Source organism: Dawidia soli (assembly GCF_018598185.1).
Taxonomy (GTDB): Bacteria; Bacteroidota; Bacteroidia; order Cytophagales; family Cyclobacteriaceae; genus Ohtaekwangia; species Ohtaekwangia soli.
Genome location: NZ_JAHESC010000006.1, coordinates 120775 through 147459 on the forward strand (window position 1 = coordinate 120775; position 26685 = coordinate 147459).

The 26685-nt window shown below is 48.2% G+C and carries 25 protein-coding genes; 15 read left to right on the top strand and 10 right to left on the bottom strand.

Annotated features, from left to right (window positions below; translation table 11 throughout):
* Window positions 1-10 precede the first annotated feature (10 nt).
* The 3 genes from KK078_RS06170 to KK078_RS06180 all read right to left on the bottom strand — a co-directional run bounded on the left by KK078_RS06170 (window position 11) and on the right by KK078_RS06180 (window position 1981).
* On the bottom strand, window positions 11-634 hold the full coding sequence (locus KK078_RS06170; RefSeq protein ID WP_254089373.1) for an RNA polymerase sigma factor: 624 nt from the start codon (window positions 632-634) through the stop codon (window positions 11-13).
* Window positions 635-772: 138 nt separating this feature from the next.
* The gene (locus tag KK078_RS06175) at window positions 773-1684 is read right to left on the bottom strand and encodes a hypothetical protein (RefSeq protein ID WP_254089374.1); all 912 of its coding nucleotides are present in this window, start codon (window positions 1682-1684) and stop codon (window positions 773-775) included.
* Between the two features lie 45 nt (window positions 1685-1729).
* Entirely contained in the window at window positions 1730-1981 is a 252-nt protein-coding gene (locus tag KK078_RS06180; protein ID WP_254089375.1) for a hypothetical protein, read from the bottom strand.
* Between the two features lie 143 nt (window positions 1982-2124).
* On the opposite strand from KK078_RS06180, the gene KK078_RS06185 reads away from it, so the two are divergent.
* From KK078_RS06185 to KK078_RS06210, 6 genes are all read left to right on the top strand, one after another.
* Window positions 2125-2625, top strand: a complete 501-nt coding sequence (locus KK078_RS06185; protein ID WP_254089376.1) for a DinB family protein — start codon at window positions 2125-2127, stop codon at window positions 2623-2625.
* A gap of 66 nt (window positions 2626-2691) precedes the next feature.
* Window positions 2692-3768, top strand: a complete 1077-nt coding sequence (locus KK078_RS06190; RefSeq protein WP_254089377.1) for a sensor histidine kinase — start codon at window positions 2692-2694, stop codon at window positions 3766-3768.
* Complete coding sequence (locus tag KK078_RS06195) at window positions 3765-4454, top strand: LytR/AlgR family response regulator transcription factor (RefSeq protein WP_254089378.1); 690 nt, start codon at window positions 3765-3767, stop codon at window positions 4452-4454. The genes KK078_RS06190 and KK078_RS06195 overlap by 4 nt, the downstream gene beginning before the upstream one ends.
* A 181-nt stretch (window positions 4455-4635) precedes the next feature.
* Window positions 4636-6888, top strand: coding sequence for a TonB-dependent receptor (locus KK078_RS06200; RefSeq protein ID WP_262898604.1), 2253 nt, complete (start codon window positions 4636-4638; stop codon window positions 6886-6888).
* A 12-nt stretch (window positions 6889-6900) separates the two neighbouring features.
* Window positions 6901-7692, top strand: coding sequence for a DUF4249 family protein (locus tag KK078_RS06205; RefSeq protein WP_254089380.1), 792 nt, complete (start codon window positions 6901-6903; stop codon window positions 7690-7692).
* Entirely contained in the window at window positions 7693-7908 is a 216-nt protein-coding gene (locus tag KK078_RS06210) for a hypothetical protein (RefSeq protein ID WP_254089381.1), read from the top strand.
* On the opposite strand, the gene KK078_RS06215 is transcribed toward KK078_RS06210, so the two are convergent.
* Complete coding sequence (locus tag KK078_RS06215) at window positions 7905-8312, bottom strand: GNAT family N-acetyltransferase (protein WP_254089382.1); 408 nt, start codon at window positions 8310-8312, stop codon at window positions 7905-7907. The genes KK078_RS06210 and KK078_RS06215 overlap by 4 nt on opposite strands.
* Window positions 8313-8533: 221 nt before the next feature.
* Between KK078_RS06215 and KK078_RS06220 the strand changes: the two genes are divergently transcribed.
* The 5 genes from KK078_RS06220 (at window position 8534) to KK078_RS06240 (ending at window position 12290) form a co-directional block, all read left to right on the top strand.
* Window positions 8534-9115, top strand: coding sequence for a CHASE3 domain-containing protein (locus tag KK078_RS06220; RefSeq protein WP_254089383.1), 582 nt, complete (start codon window positions 8534-8536; stop codon window positions 9113-9115).
* A 5-nt stretch (window positions 9116-9120) separates the two neighbouring features.
* Complete coding sequence (locus tag KK078_RS06225; RefSeq protein WP_254089384.1) at window positions 9121-9534, top strand: response regulator; 414 nt, start codon at window positions 9121-9123, stop codon at window positions 9532-9534.
* A gap of 72 nt (window positions 9535-9606) precedes the next feature.
* Window positions 9607-10290 carry a response regulator transcription factor gene (locus tag KK078_RS06230; protein WP_254089385.1) on the top strand — a complete coding sequence of 228 codons (684 nt, stop codon included), beginning with the start codon at window positions 9607-9609 and terminating at the stop codon, window positions 10288-10290.
* Window positions 10287-11654: a sensor histidine kinase gene (locus KK078_RS06235; protein WP_254089386.1), complete on the top strand. Its 1368-nt coding sequence runs from the start codon at window positions 10287-10289 to the stop codon at window positions 11652-11654. The genes KK078_RS06230 and KK078_RS06235 overlap by 4 nt, the downstream gene beginning before the upstream one ends.
* 225 nt (window positions 11655-11879) lie before the next feature.
* Entirely contained in the window at window positions 11880-12290 is a 411-nt protein-coding gene (locus KK078_RS06240; RefSeq protein ID WP_254089387.1) for a hypothetical protein, read from the top strand.
* Between the two features lie 112 nt (window positions 12291-12402).
* Here KK078_RS06240 and KK078_RS06245 read toward each other — a convergent pair whose 3' ends face one another.
* From KK078_RS06245 to KK078_RS06255, 3 genes are read right to left on the bottom strand one after another with little or no spacing between them, the layout of a single operon-like run.
* Complete coding sequence (locus KK078_RS06245) at window positions 12403-13857, bottom strand: efflux transporter outer membrane subunit (RefSeq protein ID WP_262898605.1); 1455 nt, start codon at window positions 13855-13857, stop codon at window positions 12403-12405.
* Window positions 13854-17006: an efflux RND transporter permease subunit gene (locus KK078_RS06250; RefSeq protein WP_254089388.1), complete on the bottom strand. Its 3153-nt coding sequence runs from the start codon at window positions 17004-17006 to the stop codon at window positions 13854-13856. Before KK078_RS06250 ends, KK078_RS06245 begins: the two co-directional genes overlap by 4 nt.
* A 33-nt stretch (window positions 17007-17039) precedes the next feature.
* Entirely contained in the window at window positions 17040-18176 is a 1137-nt protein-coding gene (locus KK078_RS06255; protein WP_254089389.1) for an efflux RND transporter periplasmic adaptor subunit, read from the bottom strand.
* A gap of 387 nt (window positions 18177-18563) precedes the next feature.
* Here KK078_RS06255 and KK078_RS06260 point away from each other — a divergent pair, with 387 nt between their 5' ends.
* Window positions 18564-19106 (top strand): EF-hand domain-containing protein, encoded by a 543-nt coding sequence (locus tag KK078_RS06260; protein ID WP_254089390.1) that lies wholly within the window; start codon window positions 18564-18566, stop codon window positions 19104-19106.
* A 32-nt stretch (window positions 19107-19138) separates the two neighbouring features.
* Here the strand turns inward: KK078_RS06260 and KK078_RS06265 are convergent, their stop codons facing one another.
* Complete coding sequence (locus tag KK078_RS06265; RefSeq protein WP_254089391.1) at window positions 19139-19468, bottom strand: hypothetical protein; 330 nt, start codon at window positions 19466-19468, stop codon at window positions 19139-19141.
* A 45-nt stretch (window positions 19469-19513) separates the two neighbouring features.
* On the opposite strand from KK078_RS06265, the gene KK078_RS06270 reads away from it, so the two are divergent.
* The 3 genes from KK078_RS06270 to KK078_RS06280 all read left to right on the top strand — a co-directional run bounded on the left by KK078_RS06270 (window position 19514) and on the right by KK078_RS06280 (window position 25312).
* Window positions 19514-20488, top strand: coding sequence for a hypothetical protein (locus KK078_RS06270; protein WP_254089392.1), 975 nt, complete (start codon window positions 19514-19516; stop codon window positions 20486-20488).
* Window positions 20489-20603: 115 nt separating this feature from the next.
* The gene (locus KK078_RS06275) at window positions 20604-22577 is read left to right on the top strand and encodes a PKD domain-containing protein (RefSeq protein ID WP_254089393.1); all 1974 of its coding nucleotides are present in this window, start codon (window positions 20604-20606) and stop codon (window positions 22575-22577) included.
* Window positions 22578-22888: 311 nt separating this feature from the next.
* A complete protein-coding gene (locus tag KK078_RS06280; protein WP_254089394.1) occupies window positions 22889-25312 on the top strand; it encodes a CHAT domain-containing protein in 2424 nt (807 codons plus the stop codon).
* A gap of 12 nt (window positions 25313-25324) precedes the next feature.
* Here KK078_RS06280 and KK078_RS06285 read toward each other — a convergent pair whose 3' ends face one another.
* Both KK078_RS06285 and KK078_RS06290 read right to left on the bottom strand, forming a co-directional pair.
* Window positions 25325-26050 carry a hypothetical protein gene (locus KK078_RS06285; RefSeq protein ID WP_254089395.1) on the bottom strand — a complete coding sequence of 242 codons (726 nt, stop codon included), beginning with the start codon at window positions 26048-26050 and terminating at the stop codon, window positions 25325-25327.
* Between the two features lie 2 nt (window positions 26051-26052).
* Complete coding sequence (locus KK078_RS06290; protein ID WP_254089396.1) at window positions 26053-26628, bottom strand: RNA polymerase sigma factor; 576 nt, start codon at window positions 26626-26628, stop codon at window positions 26053-26055.
* Between the last annotated feature and the right edge of the window lie 57 nt (window positions 26629-26685).

Consider the following 26685-nt stretch of genomic DNA (forward strand, 5'->3'; position numbering starts at 1 on the left):
AGATCAAGCGTCAGCGAGATGGCAACCGCAACACCTGACGCAGTGAAATAAGGGCCTTACCCACCAGATTGTACACTGCCTTGACGTTGGTTTGCATTACCAGGGCAATCTCATCGTAGCCCAGGTTTTCATAGAATTTAAGATAGATCGCTTCCTGTTGACGGGGACTGAGCGCCGCCAGGGAGCTCTTCAGTTGTTGCGATACTTCTTGCGAGAATTGCTCTTGTATGAGGTCGACTTCTATGGTGAACTCTACGGTATAGTCATATTCTTCCGGAATGTGTTGTTCACCCAGCGAGAGTTTATCAGAAGAAAGACGTCGCAGTATGCGACGGCGGAGGGATTTGATGAGATAGAATTTTAACAATACGACGCTTTCTGACAAATTCCCGCGTTTCGTCCACAGCTCAACAAAAACGTCCTGGATGCAATCGGAGATCAGTGCCTGATCGGGTGTGATGTTCCGGCCGTAAGAATACAGCGTGCGGGCATAACAATCAAAAATAACGTTGAGGGCCTGCCGGCTACCGCCCCGGAACAAGCGCCATAGCTCCTGCTCTTCTGCGGCCAACGGTGTCTTGGCAACAAAAAAGCCAGGCTCGTTTCTGTTCCCAGGCTGGTTTAGTGCATCCATGAACGTAGCAAGGTTAAGTCAGGCAACGTACAATATTAAAAATATTATCTGAATTCAAACGTGTGTATATGGTATTTGCTACGATTGCGGTGACTGTAAGGTCTATTTTCGTTGGAGTCGAAACCTGGATTGCGTGACCTATTGCAGATAGTCTTTCGATTTTTTCCGAATCACTAATTCAAGATCGGTTCCCAGTTGATCAATTTGCCCGGAGTGATGGAGATAGAAAAGATCGCCTTTTTTGTTTCCCTCCTTTACCGCGATGGATCCATCGTCAAATTCAATTAGTTGGTTATAGTTGCCATCATCAAGCGAAATGTCCTGGATTTCGGAGATACCCAGGATCCTGAATTGATCAAATGAGATTCCTTCTGCTTGTTCTATGATGGAGAGATAGTCGGGAGGTAGTTTTGAAAGGATATTCTTTTCGAAGAACTGCCGTTGAGCAGGCCTCAGCGGATGATTGGCTTCCATTATTTTAAAGCAGGCCTGCAGTTCCAACAAGATACCCTGAAAGGCTGGTATAGTTTCGAATACTTTTTTCTCGTAGTAGGCGTCGGTATTCTCTGCGGGATCGTTATTGATCTTTTTACTACTAATCTCAATCGCTGAACCTTTTTGAATTTTTTTCGGATTAGGTCTGATAGCCCACCCCCAGATACGACCGTCGTAGGTCTTGAACTCGATGCTGTACTTTACGCGGTTGACACTAAAGCGTATGGTGGCTATTTTGCCTTCGTCTTTTCGGGCATATATTGCATTTTCGGGCAAGGGGACTTCCTTGTCATCATATAGCTCGAGGGTCATGCTTTTGCCCCAGTACTGTCTCCATTTTCTCTTGCCTTCGAAGTATTTAACTTGTAGACGGATCTTTTCCTGGATATCTGGGGAGAACATCACGCAGAACTCTTCGATTAGGTTTCTTTCTAAGGGTGTGAATCCTTTCCTGGTGAATTTGGGTCGTCTGTTGAAAGCCGCGACTGCCAGTACTAGAAATATAACGAGCAATACTCCCAACACTACTCCGAAGATGATCAATATTATTTTCATACTGGAAACATATCCCTGCTAAGATGGTTGCACACCGATCAGCATTTAAGCAATTCTCGATTCCGAATAGAGATCATACGCAGCGACAAGCGATTCGCGGCCCGTTGATTCCTTGTAATTTTCATAGCTGCCGATTTCCTTGCGATTTTCGACATAGACGGCCCGATATTCCGACTCATATTCGTCCCAAACAATAAGCAGATAGTTGTAGCCTATTTTGCTCTGACGACCATTCTCCAGCCAGAGGTTAAACGTTTCTTCGTCAAGCGACCTGGGAAAATCCGACCCTTCAAACATAGCGGGAATGTGTTGTTTGCGGGAAATTTAGCCAAAGTACGGCCCATTGGCAACCGTATCAGCTGCTGTGGGACGGGAAGCGTCCCCAGAAGATTGGATATTTCTGTTTAAATGTCCATCTTTTTGTAAAGATCATGCTATTCATGTACCTCCAGGAACTTACGACCCGCTTCGTCCGCTACAACCTGTGGGCTAACGAACGCCTTACTGCCTGGTTGTTGACAATAGACCCGGGCGTTCTTTATGAAGAAACAGGTTCAAGCTTCGGGACGATCGATCGGACGCTTCAGCATATTCTGGCAGCACAAAATTATTGGTATGATGTGATCGTTAAAGAGCAGATCAATGAATTTAAACTGCCGGCGGAGGGCAACGCGGTCGATCATGTTATTGCAAATCTGGTGGTAAGCTCACGGCAGCTGGCGAGCAGCCTGTCGGCCTTGAATGAACAACAATTGACTGAAAGAATCCGGGTTTCCGACAGTACCCAGCGCCGATACGAATATATCCTACATGTAGTCAACCACAGCTCGTACCACCGTGGCCAGGTCGTTGCGATGTGCCGGGCGCTGGGCATAACAGGAGAAATACCTGTCACGGACTATGACGCGTATTTGTGGTGGATAGAGCATGATGTCGTTTGATAATCAGGTAATTGGAGAGGAGGTATGCTATACTTCCGCAAAGTGTCACCCTTTATCTCAAATTTTTTGAGACGAAAGAAACATACCTTTGGTTTGCGGATTACTTACACGGTAGTTATGAAAATTAAACGGTTCGCCATTGCGGTACATGCCTTAGTCTGGATATTGTTGCTGGTCATTCCTTATGTTTCAACAGATCAGATCTTCGGCTCGTTGTATCCGGAATCTGATACTAAGTATCTTTTGCTCTGCGTGGCGTTAAGTGCCGTGCTGTTGATCATATTCTACTTCAATTACTTTCTGCTCATTCCGCGGTTTTTGCTGGCAAAGAAATATTGGCTCTATTGTTTGTTCCTGTTGATGGCGATCGTGACGGCATTCCTGATCCTGAGCGCGATATTCTCTCTCTCGGATTTTAATTCCGAGACGTTGGCTCAAAAACATCCGGCGAGCGAGAAGATTATTCCCGTTATCATCATCAACGCCATCTCGTTATGGCTCCTGGCAATCGTGTCCTCTATTTTGTGGACGGTATACAACCGGTTAAAACAAACGGAAAGTGAGAAGCTTTCGGCGCAAATTGCGTCACTCAAATCACAGATCAACCCCCATTTCCTTTTCAATACGCTGAATAATATTTACGCCACGGCGATTGACGATTCGCCCAAGGCGGCAGACATGGTCGACAAGCTCTCGGAAATGATGCGCTATACTATGAAAGATATCCAACAAGACTTTGTTCTGCTGGAAGATGAGATAAACTACATCACCAATTTTATTGAGTTGCAGAAGATTCGTTTGGATAGAAGTGTAAAGCTGGAGTATCATAGCCCGGGCGATATCCCGCCATTGAAGATTGCGCCCATGCTGCTGATCCCGTTCATCGAGAATGCTTTTAAGCACGGTGTAAATTCAGAGCAAAAAAGCCGTATCAAGGTTGAAATAACGATAAATAACAACGAAGTTCAGTTGAAGGTGTTGAATAATAAAGTTAATGTGCAGCGTGATATTTCAGCGCGAAGCGGGTTGGGAATCGAAAATACAAAACATCGGCTGAATTTGATCTATCCTTCGAAGAATATGCTGGTTATCAATGATACGGAAAAGGAATTTTTTGTTTCCTTATACATTAATTTGCAATGATACATGCTATTGCCATAGACGATGAACCGTTAGCGCTAACCGTGATCCAGTCGCTGTGCGATAAAAGTAACGTTATTAATCTGCAGAAAACGTTCACACAACCGAACGAAGCATTAAGGCATTTGCGGAAGTTTCCTGTCGACCTGATCTTCTGTGATATACAAATGCCCTCTATGACCGGCATCAGCCTGGTCAGGTCGTTGGAACAGAACACGATGGTGATCTTTACGACTGCTTTCAGCGAATACGCGGTGACCAGTTACGAATTGAATGCCATCGATTACCTGCTGAAACCCATCAATCAGAAGCGTTTTACACAAGCGATCAAAAAGGCGCAGGAATACTTCGATTACATTAACAGCAAAAATCAGAGTTCCGAAAAGAATATCTTCGTTCGAGCCGATTTCAGCCTGGTGAAAGTTCCGTTGGAAGATATCCTGTTCATTGAAGGCCTGGCGGATTATCTCAAGATCTACATCAAAGATCGGAAGACCATCGTGGCCCGAATGCCCATGAAAGATATGATGGAAAAACTCGGTGCTGATTTTATTCGCGTGCATCGGAGTTTCATTCTGCCTTTTAGCCGCATAGAGGCCGTTAGAGGAACTACCATTTTTATCGGCGACAAGGAGTTTCCGATAGGAAGGACTTATGCCGATGATTTTTTCAAGCGCTACGCGCAGTAGTAAGAACCCTCATTCTTCGCGCAACTCTTTCTCTTCTTCTCAAAAAGTTTTACAACGTGGTTTTTGCGCCCACTTTTGGGTCATGATCGGAACTAACCAATTATTGGATTTCATGAGTGGACACAAAAGAGTAGCAGTAATAGTGATAATAGAGCTCTTCATTCTATTATTTGGAGCAACGATGTTGCGGGCACAATCAAAATACACGATCAGCGGAACGGTCAAACAAAGATCTTCGGGCGAAACACTCATTGGGGCGAGCGTGACAGTGATTGAAAAACCCACGGTGGGGGTGATCACCAATTCGTATGGCTTTTATTCACTGTCGCTTCCGAAGGGAAATTACACCCTGCTCGTTTCTTATGTCGGATACAAGCAGGAGCTGATCCCTGTTGAATTGACGTCAAACGTTATGATCGGTGTCGATCTGTCGGACGAGGTAGTGCTGGAAGAAGTAGTAGTGAGCTCCAAGCGAAACGACGAGAACCTGACGACGGCGACCATGGGTACGGAGGTGCTGGATATTCAAACCGCCGCCAAAATTCCGGTGGTATTTGGTGAAAAGGACCTGGTGAAAACCATCCAGCTGTTGCCCGGGGTAAAATCCAGCGGCGAAGGGAGCAACGGCTTTTCCGTTCGAGGTGGTGCCACCGACCAGAACCTTATTTTGTTGGACGAAGCGCCGGTGTACAATGCATCACACTTGTTGGGGATCTTCAGTACATTCAACAGTGATGCCATTAAGGATGCCACTATTATCAAAGGCAACAGCCCCGCGCAATTTGGAGGGCGTCTTTCGTCGGTATTGGATGTGAAGATGCGGGAAGGGAATAACAATAAATACCGGGTGAGTGGCGGCATTGGCCTGATAAGCAGTAGGTTGACCGTGGAGGGGCCTATTCAGAAAGAAAAATCGTCGTTTATCATCTCGGGCAGGCGTACGTATGCCGACCTTTTTGCGAGGCTCTCTTCTGACTTTAAGGATATTCAGTTGTATTTCTATGACCTGAACGCCAAGGGAAATCTGGCCATCAACAGTAAGAATAAGCTATACTTTTCAGGTTATTTTGGAAAAGACGTACTGGATGTATCCAATTTTCTGGGGAGCAACTGGGGAAATGTTACCGGCACATTGCGGTGGAACAGTATCCTGAGCAGCAAGCTATTTTCAAATACTTCTTTCATTTACAGCGATTATGATTTTAACGTCAGCTTCAAAACGGAAGGGAGCGAGGTGAATTACAATTCTAATATCAAAGATGTAAACCTGAAGCAGGACTTTTCGCTGTATCCTAATTCCCGGAATACCATCCAGTTCGGCTTTAATGTGATACATCATACCATTACCCCCACCAAGGCGGAAGGGACAGATATTGTCAGTGACAAGAAGGGGCGTAAGGCGTTGGAAAATGCAGTATATGTAAGCAATTCCTACGAGGCGTCGGACAGGGTCAAGCTTGACTACGGCCTGCGGTTCTCATTTTACAGCATTTTAGGGGGGGATACCTACCATGTTTATCAGGGGAATGCGCTGACCCAGTCGATAACATTGGCAGAAGGTGGCGTCGGCAAGACCTATTACAACTGGGAGCCTAGGTTGTCGATGAACTACATGCTGAACAGCACGGCCAGTTTAAAGGCGGGGTATGCCCGAAACACGCAGAACCTCCATCTTATGAGTAACTCCACCGGGGGGAGTCCTACGGACCAGTGGATCGGAAACAGTTATAATATAAAGCCGGAAGTTGCCGATCAGGTGAGCCTGGGGATCAGCCGGAATTTTAAGGACAATGCGTATGAATTAAATGCCGAGACGTATTACAAGACCATGCGGAATCAAATTGACTTTCGGGATGGCGCTGACATAAATACTGTTCCGGATATCGAAAGTGAATTGTTGTTTGGCAAAGGCAGGGCGTACGGTCTTGAAGTCCTGTGGAAAAAGAAAGAGGGCAAACTTACCGGATGGATCGGTTACACGCTTTCTAAAACGGAAAGAAAAATAGACGGTATCAACAACGGTCGATGGTATAATGCGAAGCAAGATCGAACCCACGATGTGTCAGTCGTTGCCGTTTACGAGCTGTCGCCGCAATGGACGCTATCGGGTACATTTATATACACTACCGGCAATGCTGTGACATTTCCCACGGGGAAATATGTTTTGAATGACATGGTGGTTTACCAATATGGCAACCGCAATGCAGACAGAATGCCGGCCACACATCGGCTGGATCTCAGTGTTACCTATGAAAGGCCTGCCAGGCGAAAGTACCAAAGCTCGTGGAGCTTCGGCCTGTACAATGTTTATGGACGCCAGAATCCTTACAGCATAAGTTTTGAAGAGAATAAGCATAATCCACAAAAGATCGATGCGGTGCAGAGCTCGCTTTTTCGGTGGGTGCCCAGCGTAACGTATAATTTCAAGTTTTAGCATTAAGAAACGATGAGAAATATAGTCAACTTATTATTTATTGCTTTACTTTTTACAGGTTGCGAGAAAGTGATCGATTTGGATTATAAGGGTAATCAGTCCAGGCTTGTGATCGAGGGCAATATTAACAATGAAGCCGGTCCGTACTATGTACGAATTTCGAAGTCTATAGGATTGTCGGAATCGGGGGAGTATCCTGCAATCGACAATGCCCAGGTGATGATCGGTGACGACGGCGGCCATAGCGAGACCCTTGTTCCTCAAGGGGGCGGAACGTACGCTACCAGCTTCCTGGAAGGTGTGGAAGGGAGGACATACACATTGACGGTGGTAGTAGAAGGACAGACCTACACTGCACGGAGTATGATGCCGCACTATGTTCCATTTGATTCCCTCAACGTTGGACAGGTTAGTATCGGCGGCGATATAGAGTATCAACTGATACCGGTATACACTGATCCCATGGTGGAAGGAAATAATTACAGGTTTGTGTTGTCCAAGAATGACAAGCTCTTTAATCAGCATATGATCCAGAATGATTTGCTTAGGAACGGTCTTGTCAATAAGCTCAGGCTCGAAATGGACGACGACAAGCTGGACTTACAACCGGGTGACCGGGTTACCCTTACGATGCAATGTGTGGATGCCGCGGTAGCATTGTATTACACGACGCTGGCTTTAATGGGTGACACGGGGCCCGGCGGTGGGACTACGCCCAATAATCCACCTGGCAATATTTCGAATGGAGCATTGGGTGTGTTTTCGGCTCATACGGTGGCGGTGAGGAGTGTTACGATCCCGTAAATGAGTATCATTCTTTTTGTGACCAATATACAGCACTCGGATTTAGAAATGCTGGGTGCTGTACTGGGGGATATTCCTGGCGTGGTGAAATGGACGATTGATCTGGAGGATTGCGACCACGTTTTACGAATCGTTGGCAATGGTGTTTGTTCTGATATGCTTCAAGGCAAATTAAACGAAGCGGGCTTTACATGTCGGCGTATGCTGGATTCTTAAGGGGTTAATTTTTCCATCACTACATAATCCATACCGTCTTTTTTAAACGTTCTGTCGGTTTTACGAAATCCTGCCTTTTCATAAAACGCAGCCTTTGCGGTACGCGCGTTACACCAGAGCCTCCGAATGGCATAGATGCGAGCTTCGTTAGCCAGATGCCTCAAAAGTGCCGTGCCATATCCTCTTCCTTGCACTTCGGTGCGCGTGGCAAATTTCCTGAACTGCGCTTCGTCGCCGTCCATGAATAGGGAAATGACGGATACGAGCTTGTTTCCATCACATACGCCAAAGTGCAGTCCCTGCTCGTCTTCCTCCAGCTTCACATAGTCAAACGGTTTGTTGGGCCACATGACCTGGTGCCGGATGGCCCAGGTGTCTTTTGCGGTAATTTGTCGGATCTCCATGTACCCAAAGATAGCCGTCGTCGACTGATCGGAGCAAGTATGACCTGTGCGCCGTACCTACTTTGACAATGTGAATAATGCGCAGGATGGGGGCTAGGGAGCCGTATCGAGATTAAAGCGAGGTTAAATCGGTATTAAACTACTCCCGGTGAGTTTGCCCGGACCCTGAAGACGGCTAGTTTTGCTGTGCGTCCTATTTTGGACTGGCAAGACGCAATCATATGAAAGGCTTTCGGATTTTTCTGACAGGCATCTTCATAACAGCGGTAATTGTCGCTGTGACGCTATACGTGCGCTATCTTCAAATGCGCCAGATGTCGGAGGATGTAGCGCAGCTTTCGCGATCGGCTAAGATTGGGAATGAGGGCGAACGATTTCAACGCAATTTCAGACGTATGGCCGGGGGCCTTCGCAATTACCTCTTAACCGGCAAAGTTGCCTCACGCCATATCTATGAAAAAGCGGTAGCTGATAATAACATAGCGCTTCATGAGTTGGGGCGGCTTGTGCCGGAGGGATCGGAGCAGAAGATATTGCTGGACGATATACGCGAGCTGCAACAATACTGGATCGACGAGGTGGCATTGCCGCTTCTTAAAGCGAAGGATGCCGTTGTTGAGGGTAAAGACGGCGAGCAATATTTTCAGAATTTATATAAGCAAGAGGAATTCGTAAAACAGGAAGTGGGCGTGGGATTGAGCATTCAACGGAAGTTCTCTGATCTTCTGGATCAGACACGCGAGGCTTATCTGTCGGGACCGGCAAGTGGCGGATCTTTTCACCAAACACTTGAAATTAAATGACATCGATGCAACGTGTTATTCATATTATGGTAGTCGAGGATGACGTTTTGGACCAAATGGAGATAAGACGTACTCTTGAGCGGAGAGGAATCCTTCATCGTCTGACGATTGCGAGCACCGGAGAGGAAGCACTCGACAAGCTCAAAGCCTGTGACCATGCTCCCGACGAGTTGCCGGACATAATTTTACTGGATCTTGACTTGCCGAAAATGAATGGACTTGACGTTCATGCACTTTTGCAGGAACATAGACTGTGGCGAAAGATCAAAGCATTTGTGTTAACCGGTGCGAGCAGACGTGAAGAGATTGAAGCTGCTATTCAACCCGGAATTGCCGGCATCATTACAAAACCACTGCGGTTGGAAAACCGCCTGTCAAGCGATTCATTTAATCTGATGATCGATTTGATGAATATCTGACGCCGATTTTCCACAGGCTAAAAGCTAGCGACATGCTTTTCCTTTTCGTGGGAATTGGTAACTTGACGGAGTATGAAAGTGCTTGTTATTGAAGACGAAGTGCAGGTGTCTGCGCTGATTAAGCAGGGGCTGGAGGAGCAGTTATTTCTGGTGGACGTCGCGTATGACGGAGCTATAGGCAAACGACTTGCCCTGAGTCGTGATTATGACGTCATACTATTGGATATTGTCATTCCTGGTATAAATGGATTTGATCTTTGTAAGATGCTGAAGCAGGAAAAGCCGGCAACCCCGGTGCTGATGTTGACTACCTTGGGTACCACTGCCGACAAGGTCGCCGGTTTTGACGCGGGGGCTGACGATTACCTATTAAAGCCTTTCGAATTTGAAGAACTGACGGCGCGTTTGCGGGCGCTGGCGCGACGACCTGCGCTTGCAGGCGTCATCTTTGGGAGCTTGCTGCGGTATGAAGATTTAAAGCTCGATCTTGAAAAGAAGGTTGCTTCCAGGTCCGATAAGAGTATTAAGCTTTCTGCGAAGGAATTTATGCTATTGGAGTTTTTTATGCGCAATCCCGAGCGTGTGGTTTCCCGGGCTGAACTTGCTGAAAAAATCTGGGGTATTCGTTTCGAGACGGGCACGAACGTTGTAGAGGTTTATATCAATATGTTACGAAACAAAATCGATCGGGATTTCAATGTAAAGCTTCTCCACACACGTGTCGGTATGGGCTACGTTTTAAGTAAGGATGAATGAATATCAGGAGTCGCCTCACGTTGTTGTTCTTCTCCTTGGTGATTGTTGTCCTTTCGGCAATTTGCCTTTCGGTATACTTCCTGTCGGATAATTATCGCGCGGAGGACTTCTACCGCCGTCTGCGGAACCGGGCCGTGAATACTGCAAAGATTTTGAGGGAGGTTAAGGAAGTCGATGCGACGTTGTTGCGAAGATTGGAGCAGAACAATCCGGCCAGCCTGCCCAATCAATACATTATTATTTATGACGACAAGGACGTAGAGGTGTACCGATCTGGCGGCATGCCACCGGTGGAAATTGAGCGCGATATTCGTCAGCGGGTGGGGCGCGTGCAAGAGGTCCGTTTCCAAAAGGGCACTGCCGAGGGATGTGCGTTCATTTTTGGCGACGCCGCGAACGCGTATACCGTGGTGGCGACCGCTACCGATGTTTATGGGCGGGACGCGTTGCGAAATCTCCGAAATGTTTTGACGGGTACCTTTTGTATCAGTGTTATCCTGGTATCTATTCTCGGGTGGCTTTATGCAGGCCGGGCGTTGCATCCGATTTCCCGTATCGTCAACCAGGTGAGTGATATCACAGAAGCGAATCTCAATCAACGTTTGGATGAAGGCAACAAGCGTGATGAAATCAGTAAATTGTCACAAACGTTCAATAGTATGCTTGAACGATTACAAAGTGCGTTCACATCGCAGAAGAACTTTATTGCAAATGCATCGCATGAGATCAAGACGCCGATCACTGCCATGTCTGCGGAGATCGAAGTATCCCTGCTACAGCCACGGGATCCAGCCTATTATGTGAATGTATTGCAATCCATCCGTATGGGGCTTCGTAGTCTCAACGATATTTCTACACGGTTGTTGATCCTGGCGCAAACCAGTGTTGAGCGGCCGGAAATGAATTTTTCATTGTTGCGTATCGATGATCTGCTGTGGGACGTAAAAGAGGAACTTTTAAAGGCTTACCCGCATTACCTTATCAATATCGAATTTGATCTTGCGCTGCAATCAGACGCACTCGCCATTCACGGGGATGAGCAACTCATGAAAGTTGTTATCCTGAATTTGGTGGACAATGGTTGCAAATATTCACCTAATCATCGGATTGACATTACGCTCACGTCGGGCGATAGCGGCTCGGTTATTGTAAAATTTGAGAATGCCGGCGGCATTCCCGGCGATCAGCTGCCGCGTGTTTTTGAGCCTTTTTTTCGTGGACACAATCATCGCCAGGTAAAGGGATCTGGCATCGGATTATCATTGGTTCACCGCATCGTTTCTCTTCACGGCGGAACGATTACCGTGAATTCACCGGCGGGAGTAGAAACTGAGTTTATTTTGCGACTTCCCATTCGGGCATAATAGATCGGGATGTCTTCATTTTTCTTGCTCCGATTCGCCGCCCCGAGGAGGCTGCTGCCGGGGGGGATGGTCAAAGGCTTTAATCCCGATTTAATTTCGATTTAATTATTTATCGTTTTGGGGATGGTCAAATTGTCGTTCCTTGTAGAAGAAGAGTTCTTATTGTTGGGCAAGTTTAGAGTTCTCCGGCATGACATGTGTCATGCCGGATTATCTAATTAGTGTATGAATTTACTGACGAAGTCATGTTTACTGATCAGTGGCGATCCGCGGGATCATGTCGTGTTCATCGACGTGTTAAGCGATCTGGCGCCGAATGCCGATTTTATGTTGGCGGACAATGCGATAGACGCCTTGGTGTTTCTTGAACAATATTCACTTGCGCCTGATTACATTTTTGTTGAGCTCGATATGATCGGCATTAATGGCGTCGAGTTCCTGCGTGAGTCGAAAAAAGTTTCATCACTGCGAAATGTTCCTGTTATTATTCACTCTCCGGAGCCGGTTCCCGAAAAGATCGGGCTGCTCCAGGAAATGGGGGCGTTTGCTATTTTCTTCCGTCCTTATAATTACTGGAGCGTTCATAATGTGTTGAGTCTTTGCTTTCAGGACCGCTATAGAATGTGCCTTAACTGAGTTTGACCCTCGCTTGTTTAATAGTTGGATTCGTTAAGACCTGGCAAATGCCAGGTCTTTTCATGTGTCATTCGCAAACAGCGCGGCGGTTTTGTTAGGGAAAGACGTCGGCTTATCTTTCCGACCATCCACCTCCCAGTGCCCGGTAAAGGACTGCACGATTTTGGAGTACATTCCTTTTCAGGTGAGCTAATTCCAGCTCGACATCCAATAGTCTGCGTTGGGATGTTATCACTTCCAGGTAATTGGCATAGCCGACGCTGAAAAGATCATTGGAGGTTACCGACGCCCGCCGCTGTACGGCTACTTCCTGTTCTTTCAGGTCAATCTGTTGGACGAGATTATAGTGATTATGTGCTACCGAATAGACCTCCTGGTAAGCGCTTAAAAGCGATCTCTGATACTCTGCCATGGCGATGCGTTGTTTTGCATTGGCGGCATTGAACAGTGCCTTGATCTTGCCGCGTTGGAAAATTGGCGCGGTTAAGCCTCCGCCGAGACTATAAACGGCAGAGCCGGGTGTAAGGAACCATTTCGAGACGGTAAAAGCCGAGAACCCGGCGGCCGCCGAGAGTGAGAGGCCTGGGTAAAATGCGGCGCGTGCAACGGCTACATCGGCGCCGGCTGCCTGTAGACTAAGCTCGGCCTCTCTTACGTCGGGACGCCGATAAATCAGTCGATCGGGGACACCGACGGATATTTCAAGGATGGAATCATACTCGTTGATCGTCCAACGCCGTATGGACTGTGGATAGCGGCCGGCCAATCGGTTGAGGATGGATTCTGTAACGAGGATCTGTTGGTCGACTTGGAGCAGTCGTGCCCGGGTGTTTAGTAATTGTGACTCGAATTGATCTACGCCAAGCTGGGTGACTTTGCCACCGAGCTTTTGGACCTTTACCAGGTCAAAGGCCATCTCTTGTAGTTCAAGGTTTTGTTGGAGGACCTTTTTCTCCTGGTCCAAGCCGATAAGCGTGTAGTAATATTCGGCCACATTGCTAATGAGCATGGTCGAGGCTCCGTGTCGGGCTTCCTTTGAGGCCATAAACCGAGCGAGCGATGCCCTGCGTTGATTCGAGAGTTTGCCCCATAAATTTGCCTCCCAACTGAAGTTTACACCCGTAAAAAATTCGGGATATGGAGCTGGAAGCTTCTTGTCGTCGGGTAATGTCTCCGAACGGTTCGTATCATCGTTGCCCACTCCGTTCATGGTGTACTCGCCGAACTTGTCAACCCGTGCGCTGATCACGCCGTCAATACGCGGAAAGAGCTTGCTGCGTGTGGTTGCATACATGCTGTGCGCTACATGGATGTTTTCCATGGCGATTTGTATATCGGGATTGTGTTGCAAGGCGGCGCTGATAAGTGCCGTCAGGCATGTGTCGCTGTAGAAGGTTTGCCACTGTTGTGCGGCCATGGTGAGTGAATCATTCGTTGACACCTGACCGAACGAAGACGGGAGGGGGTTTGCTACCTGGGGTGTTGTCATGTAGACCTTGCAGGAGGATACAGTCAGTAATGACAAACCCAGGAGGATGTGGCGTACTGGATACAATATAGTTTTCATGTAGTATGGTTCTCGTGGCTGAGAGCATGCGCCGTGCGCCGGCGTCTCAAATACGTTGAAAAAGATTCGAAGATGAAATACAGGCCTGGCACCAGGAAGATGCCGAACAACGTGCCTGTGATCATACCACCGGCAGCGGCCATGCCGATGGATCGGTTCCCGATTGCCCCTGCGCCGCTGGCAATACAGAGCGGTATCAATCCGGCGACAAATGCGAGCGATGTCATCAGGATGGGGCGAAGGCGTGCGGCTGCTCCGGCGACGGCAGCCTGGAGTACAGATTGCCCTTCATTCCTTCTCTGAATGGCAAACTCTACAATCAGGATGGCATTTTTTCCGAGCAGTCCTATGAGCATGACCAATGCGACCTGTGCGTAGATATTGTTTTCAAGACCGGCCATGAGCAGAAACAGGTAAGAGCCTACAATACCGGCCGGCAACGACAGAATGATTGACAGCGGCAGCAAGTAACTCTCGTATTGTGCGGACAGGAGAATGTAGACAAAAAACAGACAGACCATGAAGATGATCAGCGTCTGGTTGCCGGATTTGATCTCTTCGCGGGAGACTCCGGACCAGTCGAACGTATAGCCGCGCGGGAGCATTTCCACGGCGACGGCCTCGACTGCGGCGATGGCGTCGCCGCTGCTATAGCCGGGTGCGGGCTCACCATTGATCATAGCGGAAGTAAACATGTTGTAGCGCGTCAGTTGCTCGGGACCGTTGGTGGGTTCCAGGGTAATAAAGCTGGATAAGGCCACCATGTCGCCATGGTCGTTTTTGACGTATAGCTTTATTACATCGCGCGGGTCGCTCCGGAATCCGGGGCCGGTTTGTACCATGACCTTGTACATCTGACCAAAGCGGATAAAGTTCGAGGCGTAGAAGCTGCCCACGAGTGTCTGCAATGATTCCATAGCATTCTTTACGGATACGCCAAGTTTGGTGGCTTTGTCGTAGTCCATGTGAAGCAGATATTGGGGGAAGTTAGGATCGAAGCTGGTGAAGGCGTTTTGTATTTCCGGACGGTCATTCAGGGCCTTGATAAACTTCTCCGCAATGTCGGAAGTTTGAAGTAAAGGTCCGCCCGTGCGGTCCTGAAGCCTGAGCTCAAAGCCACTGGCGTTGCCGAAGCCTGGTACAGCTGGCGGCGGAAAGAACTGGATGTCTGCGCCGGCAATCGTTGATGCTTTGTTTTGCAAAACGTCGATCAGCTCGTCGACGGATTGCCTGCGACTGTGCCATGGGCGAAGATTAATCATCACCATTCCATAGGAGGCGCCTGCTGATTCGGTCATCAGGCTATAGCCCGCGAGCGTGGAAACGGATTCGACAGCTTTTTCCGGTTGGGCCAGGCGCTGAAGATCTTCGAGTATTTTCTGTGTGCGCTCCACGGTGGCACCGGCGGGTAGGGTCACATTGGCATAGATCATGCCCTGGTCTTCCGTTGGGATGAACGAGGACGGCAGCAGTCTGTTGAGGAAGAATGTGGCAGCGATGAAACCGATCAGCAACAGTGTGATAAGCATGCGCCGGCCGGCAATGCGGGTAAGCAGTTTGCCATATCCTTGTTCCAGTGCAGAATAGCGGCTGTTGAATGCCGCGAAAAAACGGTGGAGCCAGTTACGCCGGGATGTTGGCAGCTGAGGTTGTAACATGAGCGCGCAGAGTGCCGGTGAAAGGGTTAATGCGTTGATGCCCGAGATCACAATGGCAATAGCGAGCGTCAATGAGAACTGGCGATAAAAGACACCGACCGGACCCGTCATAAAACCGACCGGCACGAACACCGCAGACATCACCAATGTAATCGCGACAATGGCACCGGCGATCTCTTTCATGGCGGCGCGTGTGGCATCGGTAGCGGAAAGCTTTTCTTCATGCATTTTGACGTGCACCGCTTCGACGACCACGATCGCGTTGTCGACCACAATGCCAATCGCAAGTACAAGGGCGAACAAGGTCAGGAGATTGATGGAAAACCCGAACATGTCCATAAAGAAGAATGTGCCGATCAGCGATACCGGCACAGCAATGGCGGGGATCAACGTCGAGCGAAAATCCTGTAAAAAGATAAACACGACGATCGATACGAGAATGAACGCCTCGATCAAGGTTCTGACAACCTCATCGATGGACGTATCGAGGAATCGCGATACGTCGTATGCGATATTGTATTCCATGCCCGGCGGGAAGGACGTGGACTTCAGTTCTTTCATTCGCGTTTTTATGTTCTGGATCACTTCGCGGGCGTTTGATCCCGGGCGTTGTTTGATCATGATCGATGCGGAAGGCCGGCCATCGGTGGTGGAGATCATGTCATAGTCCAATGAGCCGAATTCTATATCGGCTACATCGCGAATACGAACGATGGCGCCATCGACTCCGGATTTGACGGCGATTTTCCCATAATCTTCTTCTGTCGTGAATTTGCCAGTATAACGAAGTACATACTGCAGTGTCTGCGGTTCCTTATCAGAGCTGATGCCGGTCGCGCCGGGCGCTGCCTCTATATTTTGACGTTGTACAGCATCAATAATGTCCTGGGCCGAAATGTTATAGGTCGCCATGCGGTCGGGCTTCAGCCAGATGCGCATGGCATAATCGCGTGCGCCCATGATCTCTACGAAACCAACGCCGTTAATGCGTTTCAATTCTTGCAGGACGTTAATGTCCGTAAAGTTGTAGACAAATTTTTCGTCTTGTGTGCTGTCGCTGCTGGTAATGTTGAGATACATCAGCATGCTGCTGACTTCTTTCTCCGTAATCACACCGGCCTTGATGACTTCCTCGGGCAATTCGTCCAGTACACTGGTTACGCGGTTTTGAACGTTCACCGTGGCAAGGTCGGGATCGGTGCCCGATTCGAAAAATACCTGGATGAGTGTAATGCCATTGTTACTGCATACCGAGGACATATAGGTCATGCCCGGTACGCCGTTGATGGCACGTTCCAGCGGAGTTGCTACTGTTTTTGCACATACTTCCGCGTTCGCTCCTGTGTAGTTGGCCGTGACCGTTACGGATGGAGGCTCAATGGAGGGGAACTGTGTGATCGGTAGTTTGACCAGCGCCAATACTCCAACAAAGGTAATAAGGATCGATACGGCCGTGGCAAGCACAGGCCGGCGTATAAAAACTTCCAGCATGGTTATTCGGAATAATGTGAGTAGATCAGATCATCAAGAGCGTGTTAAGCGAACGGTGTCCACGAGATGCTGCCGCGGTTTTATTGGAACGCCGTCGCGCAGTTGTTGCAGGCCTTCGGTGATGATGCGGTCGCCTTTGCGAAGTCCCGTCACGACGAAATAGTTCTCATATCGCGCCAGCGCACTGAAATTTCGGACGCGGGCAACGTTGTGTTCGTCGAGCACATATACATAGCTTTTGTCCTGGATGGCAAATGTGGATTCCTGCGGTACGAGTAGTGCATCTTGCCATGTTTTGTGTAGCAATACTTTCCCGGTTGAGCCGTGCTTTAGCGTATGGTCGGGATTGGGGAATCTTGCCCGCACTGCAATCGAGCCGGTTTCCTGATCGAAGTCACCTGCAAGTGTTTCAATTTTTCCTTCGTAAGGGTAGGTCGATCCATCCGCGAGAACGAGCGAAACCGTCTGGTGCTCTTTTTTGAATTGGCGGCGTTTTGTTTCCTTCCCCAGAAGCCGCAGGTACTCGGGTTCGGATATTTGAAAATATGCGAATACGTCCTGGATGTTCGACACGGAAGTAAGCAGCGTTCCGGAATTGATCAAGCTTCCTTTCTTAAAAGGGATCCGGTCGAGAATCCCATCAAACGGAGCCCGGATGAAAGTATAGTTCAGGTTAATTCGTGCATTCTCGAGCACTGCTTTGGCCTCACGCACGGCCGATTCGGCTGCTTCTTTCTGGGCGGCGGCCACTTCGAGCTCAGTCTTCGAAATGACGTTTTTGCCTACCATCAGCCGAATCCGGTCTACCTCGAGGCTTTTTGTCTTGGCTTCGGCAATGGAGCGTTGCAGTGCTGCCTCTGCTTTTGTCACCATTTCCGTGTATGTGTTTGAGCTTATGCGAAACAAGGGTTGTCCTTTTTTTACAACCTGGCCTTCGTCGACAAAAATATCTTCAAGATAGCCTTGTACGCGTGCATGAATTTCCACGTATTCCACTCCATTTATTTCGCAGATGTAGTCGCGGGGTATCGTTACGTCGTGTGCCTTTAGTGTAAGCACCTCCAGTTCCGGAATTTTTTTTGCGCCCGACCTTGTCGCGTTACCCTGGCTGCAGCCTGTTAGCAACATCGTTGTGAATGCCAGTAATAGGAAATCCCTGTAAATCGTCATAGTCTGAAATTTAGTCGCCTCGAGTTGGAGAGGTGCAAAAATCTTACCGACGACGTGAATAGACTAGTGGAAGCATAAGATTTAAAGAAATTTTACAGTCGCTTTAATGCCTCTTTAATGTCATTTTAATCGCTTGTTTTTCCAGTGTCAGCAAGCATCGCGCGGGCGCGTTAATGTAGATTTAATTTCGATTTAACTCCTTTTGCTTTCCTTCAGGATCGTTTGGTTTGATCTTTGAGTTTATTGGAAAGGCATGGAACAATGTCGACGAAGAAAGCAGTCACTCATGTTGCTGATTCCACATTGTCGGGGAAACAGCGATCCGATATGGGTTCATAATGGTTCTTTTGCAGCGTCAACGTTTGGTCGATCAAAGGTGAAAAAGTTATGACAACAATAGCCAGACTTCCTTCAGGCATCTTATTGATGATCATAGTGACCTCTTGTGCCGCACCCAAGCGCTATGTGGCTTTTGCTGATTGGGACGCCAGTAGAAATAGCACTGTTGAGCGAAATGAATTTGTTCAGGGCTACACGGCGTTAAGCTATTTTGATGAATGGAGCGATCATAAAAGCCCGATCACTTACGCTGAGATGGCAAATGGTGTCTTTAGTTCACTGGATTACAACGATGATTTTATGCTAACCAGCGACGAGTTCAGCTCGCAAATCAATCTATTCTATTTCGGTCTATTTCACGATCGGTTCGAGGCCTGGGACGATGATCGTGACAAGCGTGTGGGTCGTGCTGAATTTGACAGGCACATACTCGCGTCCAAATTTGCGCTGACGTGGGATACGAATGGCGACAAGCTGATCTCCGAGCGCGAGATGGCGGGCGGGATGTTTTATGTTAGCGATGCCAATAGTGACGGCAAAGTAACCGATACAGAGCTGTACGAATGGAAGGAAAGCCGGGAAATCCGTTAGGAACCTGGGGAATAGTGACTCTTTTTACTACCTCATTTCGTTTTCGATTTATATACAGTCAATCCATTGATGCCAGGCGCCGTTAGAAAGTCATCACTGAACGGAACAATCGTTCCTGTTCCTTCAAACGTTTCAAGGTGATTGAAACTCCTATCCCACAGCAAAAGATCCTCATCAATAAGGACGGTGAAAAAATCGCCGTTTTTATAGAATTGAATGTCATGGATTTCGTGACCGCGATTCTTGAGATACGTAGTATCACGTGCTGTTGGCGTATTGAAAATAAAATTAATCCGCTTATTTGGCTCATTTTCGCGCTTTTTGGAGGAATAAGAAAAAGGTGTACAAAACAGGGGTAACAATTTTCAATTGGTTTGATCTAGGGGTGTAATCAAAAAAATCAAACCATGAAAAAGCAAAATTATTTCACCTCCCTCTTCTTCGCAGGACTCGTTGCCATGGGCAGTGTAAGCTGCGATGATAACAATGATGACAAAGATACTACCCCCGTAGTGATCAAGCCGGGAGCCAATGATAAGATCAGCACCGTGCACCAGGATCAGGTGGCCGCCATGAAACAAACCTTTACACTCGACGCCGCGGGCGGAGCGATCGAAGGCGAAGAAGGCACCATCGTTTCTTTCTACGCAAATTCATTTTTCAAGTCAAATGGCGACCCCGTAACGGGTGACGTGACCATTGAGCTGGTGGAGATTTACAGGAAATCTCAAATGCTGCTCACAAATATGACCACTCAGGGCATAGATGCTTCCGGCAATATCGCCACGTTGGTTTCAGGTGGCGAGTTTTTTGTCAATGCGAAGCAAGGAGACGAGCAATTGGTATTGAATGGCACATTTCAGATCGAAGCTCCTGCCGATAAAACGGGAGGTATAGATCAGGGCATGAAACCCTTCATGGGCGCGGAGCAATGCGACGAAGGTATTTGCAAAAACGTCTGGAGACAACAAGATCGCGATATGAAAATAGGCGAGTCTACTTATAACATTTTCCAGAATCAATTCGGGTGGACAAACATTGACCGTTGGTACAACGATCCTCGTCCGAAAACCACGCTCTTTGTAGACGTGCCGGAAGGCTATGACAATACCAATTGCTCAGTCTACCTGTCTTACGACGGCGAACCCACTGCCCTGGCATCGTTCGATCGCTATGATTCAGAGACAGGCCTTTTTACGGAACACTATGGCCAGATTCCGATTGGTCTTGAAGTGCACTTCATTATGGTGTCAGTTATCGACGAGCAGTGGTACTACGCCATCAAGTCCGCAACGATCGGAGCCGACCACGTAGAAACATTCACCGAGCTGCAGCCCATTACGGAGGCCGCATTGATCACACTGATCGACGAGCTCCCCTAAATGCCGTGTACTGACCAGGTGTAGTCCAGTAGAGTCCCCCTCCAGTTAAGAGAGGGGGACTTTTGGAATTGGAAAAAATGGAATAACTTGCATCTTGCACAATAAAATTATTCTGATGAGAGCCACTGTAGTCATCAGTCTTTTTCTTCTCTCGTTTTCTGGTTTTAGCCAGCATGCTGTCAAACAGGATACGGTCAAAAGAGAAAGTAGCATACAATCCGACGCCGCCGATAACAAAGTGAAGTTTTCGGCCATTACGCCGCCGCTTCAACCCATCCCTGGCGCGCCGGCAGCCTTCTATACATTCTATTGGGAATTCGGCGATGGCGAGTATAGTAAAGAGGCATCACCCGAACATGTATACAAAAAATCAGGCGACCATACGGTACTACTGTGGACCACCAACAACTATGACAACGGAAAGCCGCCGCCAAGCCGGCCGCAAAAGGTGCCTGTAAAGAAAATTACATTTAACGACGCTAATCCGATACAGCCGCTACTGCCCGACGGATTTGATCTGAAGAGCAACCGGGAACCGGTGCCCGGCGAAGAAATGGTAGTCATCGTAAGCTATCAAAATGATACCGACAACCTGGCTCACGGAAAATTGTACCTGTTCTTCAATGAAAAGAAATATAAGGCCGATAATTTCCAGCTCTCGGAAGTTCGCACACATCACGGCGAAAAAGAAGTGCAGGATGCGCCACAGGTTGCTTCCCGCATAAAGGCAAGTGACCCCCATGCAATGTGGGCGAGCCGTACGATATCGCTTTTACCGGATGGCAATCGGGAGTCCGACGAGGGGTCACTATTGCAACTATCCCAGGCGTTAGAAGCCGCCCGGGCGGAATATCGTACGGTACACGCGCTGGAGTTTAATGACATGGAAGCACGGGAGAGACGCCATGTATTTTATTCACTCCGAACCACGCCCGAAATGCTGAAGGATACCAGCGCCATCATCACTGTAAAAGGCATCTACGTGCCGGATAGGGGGGCGGACAATCATAAAAGTAAAACCCTGGAGATGGAAATCGTCACATCGCACGATCCGAATAAAATGTCGGTATCCGATACCCGGTTGAACTATCGTTTCTATAAGAACAAAAACGTCGACTTTAAGATCCGTTTTCAGAACAACGGGGAAGGCCCGGCACATTCCATCAAGCTGGAGGTAGCAGTCCCAGAAGCGTACGATCCGAAATCATTGCACGTAACGGACATGTATCCCGTCTGCCCCATTTGCCCGGACAAAGAATCGACCATCAGTTGCCTGGATACGATCTTCCGCAACAACCAGATCCTGTTTCATTTTAAAAACATTTACCTGCCGGGCAGTAATCAAAAAGAGGGAGTCGATTATGATTCGACAAAGGGTTTTGTAAAGTATACGCTACGCTTTCAGGAATCGATTGCCAAACGTAAAACACAGAGTCGCACGGCCATTATCTTCGATAAGAATGAGCCTATTTTAACGAACCGTGCCACCACGCGTTTTAAACCGGGTCTATCCATTGGAGCAAAAGCCGGTTATATGTATTATCCTGGTCTGAACAATTCGAAGAGTGGTTTTGTGGGCGTTACGCTTTCGCCCTTCAAATCACAGCATGGCTACCTGCAAGCCGAATTGATGGTTGGTGTTCACACCTACTCGGACTCACTTTATCGCGCCGACACGGTATCAGCAGACAACGGAGTGGTCAACCTTTTTGATGTGTCGCAGCGAAACAAATTCACCCGCGTCGAGCTTTATGTCGTGCCCGTATCCTACCGGTACACGATCAACTCGTTTATCGGCGTAGGTGCTGGTGCTCAGTTCAGTGTGAATCTGTCAGAAAAGACAAAAGAGGAAGCTCTTCACGAAAATTATTTTGTAAGACAAAAAGAGAATTTCAGAGAACCAAGGCCGGAGCTGAATTTTAAAAGTACAGACGAGAAAAGCTCTTCCTTTACCAACCTCCGCCCGGCCGTGTTTGCCGATCTTACCCTGGGATCTGCCCGCATCGGGCCTACGGCTGGCGTTCGATATGCGTATTATTTCACGGCCCCTAGGGAACAGTGGCAGTTTTACGTGCTTTGGAAGTTTTAACGCCTGCCATGAAGTCATCCTGGTGTTTGCTGTTTGTAGCACTTCCGCTTACTTTCGGACTGGCCCAATCCCGGCAACGGTCGGATCGTGCGTTCGAGGAGAGTATTTCTGTGTTGCGCCAGAAAGACGATGTCGAGAACTATACCTACGCGTTTGTTGACGAATATTTGAGGCATCCTACCGAGAAGAATCTTGTTCTTTTTGCTACCTACGAGAAAGAACGCTGGAGGCCGCTAAGTTCCCGCGAAGAACACCTGTCCTATGTGGTGCTGCTTTGTAACCAGGGGTATTACCTCACAAAATATGGCAATGTGTATGAAGGCATTTCTGCCTATGAGAAAGCCTCACATCTATTTACTGTTCATGCCCTCACGGATTTTGACATCATCGAATACTGTCTGAAGCCGCTGGGGAACAATTACAGTATGCTGGGTGATTATACTAGTGCCGCCAATATCGTGAAAGGTTATCTCTACCTGGCCGGGCAACAGGGAAATGATGAACAGCGCATTTCTGCCTATATTAATCTGTCTATTATTTATCACGACACGGGTCAATACCAACAGGCCATACAGTTGCTACAACAGGCCTTAACAATGTCACCCGTGCCGGCTGAAAAGAAGATGTTGATGTATTACAACCTGGCCAGGAATTATGTCGATCTTCGCGAGCTTGCAAAAGCTCGTCGGTACGTAAACCTCGCAGCTTCGATATACCAGCAGCACCTGAGGTCTGATGCGCTTCCCACGCTCGTCCATGTGTACACGCTGCACGCGGCCATCAGCCTCGCCGAGGGTCAGCCCACAAACGCCCTTACATGGATAGAGAAGGCGCAAACGTTGGCCGTATCGAATGCCCCGCTTTTTAAAAACCGCGAGTTGGCGAAACTTGTCAATACACACGCGGGTATTTTAATGATCGGCGGCCGGGATCACGAAGCGATCCTCCGATATCATCAGGCACTCACATGGCTCATTCCGCAGTATGACCCAATGAAAAATGAACTGCCCGATGCGGCAGCCTTCTATGCAGAGAATGCAATAAAAGAAACGTTGGACGGTATGGCCGAGGCATACGCAAAATTGAATGACCCCGTTAAATCCCTGGCCTGTTACAAACTTTGGTTTAAGGCTGAAGACCTGTTGCGCGACACTTACAATTACGAAGAAGCGAAATTGACTCAGCAAGCGGAAAACAGAAATGTGACCGAAAAGGCGTTGGAACTTTTGTATGGGCTGCTGGAGAAAACGAAAGACAGCCGGTATGCCATCGAGGCCTTTCAATTTGCCGAGCGAACTAAGGCAGTGACCCTGCGCGAAAGTAGCGAAGATCGTTATTGGCGACAACGCCAGGAGCAAGATACATTGGTGAAAACACAAAACCAGTTACGGTACAAGCAGGCAATGCTCGCCAGTGAGATCGTAACCGAGCAGCTCAAGCAGGGGCAGGCCGATGTAGTCTACATTCACCAACGTATAGCACAACAGACGACGAATGCCGTTGCGCTGAAGGAAATTGCGCAAGCGCTGGAAGAAAAGTATCCACAGCGAAAGCTAACCGACTCTTTTCAGCCACAGGTAATGCGGAATCTTCAACGTCGGCTCCAAACCGACCGCGCCACGGTAGTGGAATTTTTTTTCGGCACGCGCGCGCTCTACATATTTCGCGTTGATCAACATTCGGTGCAGATGAGTAAAGTAGATGCATCTGAAATGTTAAAACAAAACGTGCTCGCACTACGCGATTTTTTTGCGAACGCATCGGCCATCAATAATCAGATTGAACAATACAAAGGCCTGGCGTTTGAGATTGCCCGGGCGCTTCACCTGGTTGAACCATTCGCCACCTCAAATATTATCCTGGTGCCCGATGGCGTACTGAGCCTCATTCCGTTCGATGCACTGCTGTACGAAAAAGCATCCGGTGTGACCTATGAAAATTTTCCGTGGTTGCTGAGAAGATACACAATAGCCTATCAGCCCTCGGCATTGATCTATGCTAATGCCGTCAGCCCGCCTGTTGCGCTCGATAAAAAAAGTTTATTGGGCGTTTTTCCCGTTTTTCATAACAGTGCCCTACAATTGGATTATTCTATAAAAGAGGCCGGCGACATTCAGAATCAAACAGATGGCTTGTTTCTTTTCAACGAAGCCGCCACACAGCAAGCGTTTCTAAAACAGGCCGGTCAGTTTCGAATCATTCATCTTTCCACACACGCCTCATCCGGTATCGACGCCGCGCCGCCATCCATTATGTTTAGCGACAGTACGCTGTATTTGCCGCGCATCTATGGCCTGAACCTCAAGGCCGATCTGCTGGTGCTCAGCGCATGTGAAACAGGTGTCGGTGTTTTGGTTAAAGGAGAGGGTGCCATCAGCCTGGCGCACGGCTTTCAGTTCTCGGGCATTCGTAATGCCATTTTCTCCCTCTGGAAAGTAAACGATTATTCTACCGCTGTGCTCATGGGTAACTTTTATCGTCAATACTTTGCCAGTGGTAACAAAGCAGAATCTCTACGGCTGGCGCGGCAGGATTATCTAAACGATGAGACCATCGACAACACCCGTAAATCGCCGTACTATTGGGCCGGCTTTGTGTATTATGGAAGCCTGGAAACACAACCGGTAGATACGGCGTTTTCACAATTGCTTTTTCTATCACTGGCGGCGGTGCTGCTGAGCATTTTTGCTATTATATATGTCCTGTATAAACGCAGGCACAAGGTCGGTGCGTAGAACATGCTTCTCTCAGAGCTTGTCCAATAGATCCTGTGCCTGTTTATATTCCGGCGAATCTGCCGGGATTTTCTTCAGAAAGTCCTGACAGGTTTTGTAATCTTTTTGCTTCAGTGCACTAAGAGCAAGCATCCACAAGGCCTTGTGTTTATAGATAGAGGATGAACGGCTTACTTCCGTAAACAGGCTATTGGCCTCCTCCACGCGGTCGAGCTCGAGCAGCGATATCCCCTTGTATAGCCGGAGCGCGTCATTCTGACGATCATGTATCAATAACGTGTCGATCGCAGCCACCGCTTCTTCATATCGCTGGCTGTTAAAAGCCTGTTGTGCCTTTAGAATAGAAGCGTCTTCACTGCCCCGTTCGGCCAGCGCCAGGGGTTCGTACTGCGCGTACGTGCTATATTCCGGCGTGGAAGAAGAGGTATAAAAGTAGAAGGCGCAAATGAGCGCGATGCTGGCGGCAGCGGCCCATAGATGCCAGGTCATCTTTACCGTCCGCCCGGTCTTTTCCACGAGCTGCTCGTGGCCGATTCGTTCCAGATTTTTCCGGAAGGCAATTTCCTGTTCTTCCCGTTGGTAGCGAGGGCCGACGGTGGCCTGGATTTCCTGATAGATGCGCAACTTTTCAGCAAGCGCCGTATCCGATGCTAATGCTGACTCAAACGCAGCGCGCTCGTCCGCGGACATTTCATGGGCCAGGTAGCGATCAAAGGATAGATAGATTTCCTCGTTCATACTCACTTGTTTTTTAACGCCTTGTAGACAGGAGAATTGTGAATCAGTTCCGTCAGTGCTCCCATGCACAATGATTTTTTCTTTCGGACATACCCATAGGTCACGTTTAGTTGGCTGGCCACCTCTTCCAGGGAGGATAACGTAAAGGACAAACGAAGCAATTCCTGGCATTTATCTCCCAGTTCCTTGAATTTGGACTCGAAAAGATCGGTTTTTGCTTCAAAAGTTTCTGTTTCCAACACATGCTGCAGGCTGTCGTCGTGAACAGATAAAGCCTCCTCTGTAATTGTTACCCCTTTTTTCTCTTTTAATTTATTAAACCATTTGCGTTTGCAAAGCAGGAAAAAGTAAGCGTCGAACGGGCAGGTTAGCGTCAGGTTATTGCTCGCTTGCTGGTAGATGGTAATCAGGGTCTCCTGTATAATGTCCCTGGCCTCGTCGGTGTCTCCGCTGTTTTTATGAATAAAGGCAACTACTTTGCCGGAGAATTTTTTATAGATATCCCGAATCACTTCACTGTTGTTCTCGCGTATACCGTCGATATAGCGCTGGTCGGCATGTGGCTTCTTCCGTTCCATGAAAATAGTTCTGAAATTGCGGTGGTTATGAATGTAGTCGTGTTGGCTATAGAATGG